At 46.5% G+C, this 4,388-nt stretch carries 6 protein-coding genes; all 6 read left to right on the top strand.

All coding sequences use genetic code 11. The features are described from left to right. On the top strand, nt 1-393 hold a 393-nt coding region (locus JIN82_RS03430), incomplete at its 5' end, for a hypothetical protein (RefSeq protein WP_234041730.1). Between the two features lie 1,125 nt (nt 394-1,518). Then, nucleotides 1,519-2,061, top strand: coding sequence for a GNAT family N-acetyltransferase (locus JIN82_RS03425; protein ID WP_200310243.1), 543 nt, complete (start codon nt 1,519-1,521; stop codon nt 2,059-2,061). A gap of 134 nt (nt 2,062-2,195) precedes the next feature. Next, on the top strand, nt 2,196-2,591 hold the full coding sequence (locus JIN82_RS03420; protein WP_200310242.1) for a hypothetical protein: 396 nt from the start codon (nt 2,196-2,198) through the stop codon (nt 2,589-2,591). Between the two features lie 87 nt (nt 2,592-2,678). Then, the gene (locus JIN82_RS03415; RefSeq protein ID WP_200310241.1) at nt 2,679-3,140 is read left to right on the top strand and encodes an Imm50 family immunity protein; all 462 of its coding nucleotides are present in this window, start codon (nt 2,679-2,681) and stop codon (nt 3,138-3,140) included. Between the two features lie 131 nt (nt 3,141-3,271). Continuing rightward, on the top strand, nt 3,272-3,787 hold the full coding sequence (locus tag JIN82_RS03410; RefSeq protein ID WP_200310240.1) for a hypothetical protein: 516 nt from the start codon (nt 3,272-3,274) through the stop codon (nt 3,785-3,787). A gap of 81 nt (nt 3,788-3,868) precedes the next feature. Continuing rightward, nucleotides 3,869-4,267, top strand: a complete 399-nt coding sequence (locus JIN82_RS03405; RefSeq protein WP_200310239.1) for a hypothetical protein — start codon at nt 3,869-3,871, stop codon at nt 4,265-4,267. Nucleotides 4,268-4,388: the final 121 nt, after the last annotated feature.

The following is a 4,388-nucleotide window of genomic DNA, read 5'->3' as shown; positions in this document are numbered from 1 at the left end:
CGAATAGTGAGAGATTACTTCGATCTGGTCAGCCAGACTGCAGAGTTCCGGTATCGCATTTGCTGGGAGGGAGCACGCAATCTCTTTACCGAGCGAGGCTTTCCACCATCGACTGTTATTCAGATTACCTGCGATCAGGGCGATGACGTAAACGGAATCTTTGCTGTTGGAGATGGAACGTTGCTCGATTGCGATCTCAGAGAGAATCCGCATACTCGGCAGTCGGTAGCCTTCACCAATTGGGAGGTAATCGAGGCCTCAGACACTGATGAGGATGATTATGGTCTAGCTCTCCAGATTCTTGCAGATAGCCGTTTGAAGCATGCTTTTGATATTGCCGTGCAGTCGTTCTACGAGTTCCATTGGCGAGAGTGTGATCGTCCGCTTCCCTAATCACATGACTACTGCACTGCTGACTAACGGCCAATCAAGGGCGAACAAGACGCGGCACCCAACCACTTCCCCGTCGAGTAACTGACCTTTATGACAATTTTAACATCAACCCAAATACGTAGCGCGCTGAGTGGTCAGCGGTTGGTGCGCTAGACGTTCGGTTTTAATTCTACGCCTGCTAGAAGCTTCAGATTAAGAGATACAGTTTCCCAGCTGATAGTCTCACATCGAGAAGGTGTTTTCCGTTTCTGGCTCGCTAAAGTTAGTCTTAATTCTTTTTGTTATTTTATAATCGTTAGATCCTCAAACTTTTGCTTAGCTTTTCCTATGTAGACGATATGCCGGTTGGTTTTTGCTGAGTTTGAGTGAATTGACCAAGGGCGGCAGCATCACCGATCACAAGTTAGAACGCCAACTCCTATAAATAAATCAACCGAACAAGGCGCAGCACCCAACCGCTTCCCCGCCGAATTAATGACCTTTATGACCTTTTTAATCCCAACCCAAAAACGTAGCGCGCTGAGTGGTCAGCGGTTGGTGTGCTAGACGTTAGGCTAAATTATGAACGTTGAAGATCTCTATGAACAGGTTTCTGATACTGAAGCGGATAATCAGATTTCCATATTTGATCATTGGTTAAGTCGATCCGAGTGGGAGGAACATAGCTCTATGAGAGTCGCTAAATCCGTCGCGAATGAAAGACTCGAATCCAGACTTAATTTCTTCAGAGAGGTTTTCACTACCCTTCCGAATATGAAGTTCTTTGACTCTGATTCACTGTCCGTCACATCTCCAGATATAGAAAGGATCAGACAGGCCTACAGTTCTGGGTCTGCTGGGGACATGTACATTGACACAGTAACAGGCATAGTAATCCAGACGTGGTATTTTACAGATGATTGTGATTTCGTCTGGTTCACGAAACCTGAACAAAAGCCGATTCTACAGCCCATATTAGTTTCACATAAACTATCCTTACTTCCCATAAATCGACTTGCCTAACAAGTCGCAGCACCCAACCGCTTCCCCGCCGAATTAATGACCTTTATGACAATTTTAATCTCAACCCAAAAACGTAGCGCGCTGAGCGGTCAGCGGTTGGTGTGCTAGACGTTAGCCTAAAATATGCAACTTCCAACACTCACAGGCAATGGTGTAAATTTGTCGCCTTTTACTCAATCGGATTCCCTTCTCGTTCAATCTTATGCAGGTGATCAGATGGTTGCAAAGACCACTCAACACGTTCCGCATCCATATCCTGACGGAGTCGCTGAGAAATGGATTGCGGCTCATCTTACTTTGTATCTCGAACAACGTAATATTACTCTAGCTATAAGAACTCTTGAAGGTGATCTAGTTGGCGCTATCAACCTGGGACTAAAACTGAATGATCAATTTGCTGAGTTAGGTTATTGGATTGCCCATAAGTACTGGGGGCAAGGATACTGCACACGAGCGTCTAAACGTATTATTCAGTATGGCTTCGAAGAGCTATCTCTCAATAAGATCTATGCTCGACACCTTGGAGGTAACATAGCCTCTGGGAAGGTCATGAAAAAAGTCGGAATGACACGTGAAGGTATACAAAGGCAACACACTATCAAAGATGGAGTTCTTCAGGACATTGTCGAATACAGCATTCTGCGCTCAGAATATCAACTTGGCTAACAAGGCGCAGCACCCAACCGCTTCCCCGCCGAATTACTGACCTTCATGACAATTTCAATCCAAACCCAAAAACGTAGCACGCTGAACGGTCAGCGGTTGGTGTGCTAGACGTTCGCTCGGAAACATCACTTACTATGCTTGAGATTACTGGTTGGGCTATAATAGCAGTCTCGTTTTTCCTTATCGGGATATTCGGCTATAAATCAGATAGACCTAGTGCTAAAGGATCAGGTCCAGCTAGAGGCCGGATGTTCTTCATGATTATCTACGCTATCTTATCAGCTTTAGTTCTGAACGGTATTGCAAGCCAGGTTTTCATGAAGGTGGAGATCGGCATGATCAAAAAGTTCGGATCTATTAATGAGGATCAGATGCAGCCCGACATGTCGAATTTGCTGGCTGGACTGATCATGTTCGGCTGGGCATTCTTCCTAGCAGGATTACTCGTAGCTAGATTGAGTAACCGTAACACAAAAAACAAAACAGCGAACAAGTCGCAGCACCCAACCGCTTCCCCGCCGAATTACTGACCTTTATGACAATTTCAATCCCAACCCAAAAACGTAGCGCGCTGAGTGGTCAGCGGTTGGTGTGCTAGACGTTCGCCAAAAAATCCCATGCCACTGATCCCAACCTATCTTCAAAACTTCCAGAGCGTCATCGACGCATTTGGATATTGGCCCGATTTCCATGATTCACCCGTCCGGCACTTTCGGGTTGGGGACGATCTGATTAAGTTGGAAGTCGAGGCGTGGGAGATGACGGATGAGGTCGATGATCAAGGCTATTTCAAACTGATCAAGAGGCACACCGTAGGATTCGAATTCACAGACATCGTTTCCACAGATCTCGAACAGTTCATCCCGGAGAACATTCTCTTTGAGCTCGGGTTTTCGACTGAAGAGGAGCGCCAGGGCCAAGGATTCTTCGGGGTTACTTTGGATTCAGCTATGGGCTCTGACCTTTGTGGAGCGTTCCGAGCAAAAGCTGGATCGGTGTCCTTCGTCCGCTCTTCCGAACAGCAACTAGACAAGGCGAACAAGGCGCAGCACCCAACCGCCTCCCCGCCGAATTACTGACCTTCATGACAATTTCAATCCAAACCCAAAAACCTAGCGCGCTGAGCGGTCAGCGGTTGGTGTGCTAGACGTTCGCCAAAGAAATGAGATCACTCCTCGTCGCGCTAGGACTACTTGCATCTCTCGGGACAATGAATGCCGACTCTGAGAAGAAGATTGTTGATGGTGTGTTAGAGCACTTCAAGTTTCCGGACGATTGGGTCGTGAAGGCCGAGTCCAGCTACTACGATAGTGTAGAAACCAAGGTCGTGGTTCGAAGGTCACTCCTCTTGGATATCACCAAGCTCATTCCAGAAGGAATAGATCGACCAGGAATCCGTGATTCGTCAGTCGAAAGCCGAAGATTCTACGCTGGCTTGGCTCGGCGATTTCGTGACGATGTATGTGACGGGCTTAGCCACCTCACCTCCCATGAGTTCGACTCGATGAATCTGGACCAGAGACCCAATGCATCGCCTTCCACAGCGGTATTCTACAATCAAGACTGCGTGGTGACCGTGATCAGTGAATTCGAAGAGGTCCGTGATGATCACGTTTTGTGGTCGATTGATTTCGCTGCTGCTTTCGATGCTCCCACCACCCAAAAATCGAAATCCGGCGAACAAGGCGGTGGTGGACAAGCGGCTACTCGCTCCGAGTCGAAATGACCCTCTTTACTACAACACTTAACCCTGTTTCGGAGGTGCGCTCTCAGTAGCCGCTGCCACACCTCTGACGTTATGCTATCAATGAAACGCTTCGCTATTACTCTGGTCATTTTGCTAACAATCAGCCTAATTTGGGTATCTTTCGTCGGTCTTTCAGAAGGCGTGGAGAATAGTTCATCTGGGAATTACTTTACTCCCGAAGTTACAGGGGAAATTAGCCATATTTCAGGACAAGAATTTACAGTAAAGGTATCAGAAGAATTACAACTTTTAGGTGAAATACGTGATATAGCTTTGCCAGATAGGATAGCCATCACACTCACTCTTACAGGAACAAGGAATAAGTCTCTCTATTTTGGAGCGGATCCACTACCGTCTCAGGAAGATATTGTTTGCTTAGTTGAGAATGAGTTGATTAGATTAGGCATTATATCTGGTATTAAGCGAGCGGTTGTATCATTACCATTGGAACAGACCTAGCTTGTAACTAGCACAATGAAACTAAATCAAATTTGCATAACAAGACGTATCACCTAACTCCCTATGGCGCGTTTCCAGTGTCAGTTTTATGAAAACTATAAACCTTAACCCAGTATCGACG

Origin of the sequence: Persicirhabdus sediminis (assembly GCF_016595495.1) — a bacterium.
Lineage (GTDB): Bacteria > Verrucomicrobiota > Verrucomicrobiia > Verrucomicrobiales > Akkermansiaceae > Persicirhabdus > Persicirhabdus sediminis.
Note: the sequence above shows the minus strand (reverse complement) of the source record. Positions and strands in the feature narration are given on the sequence as shown.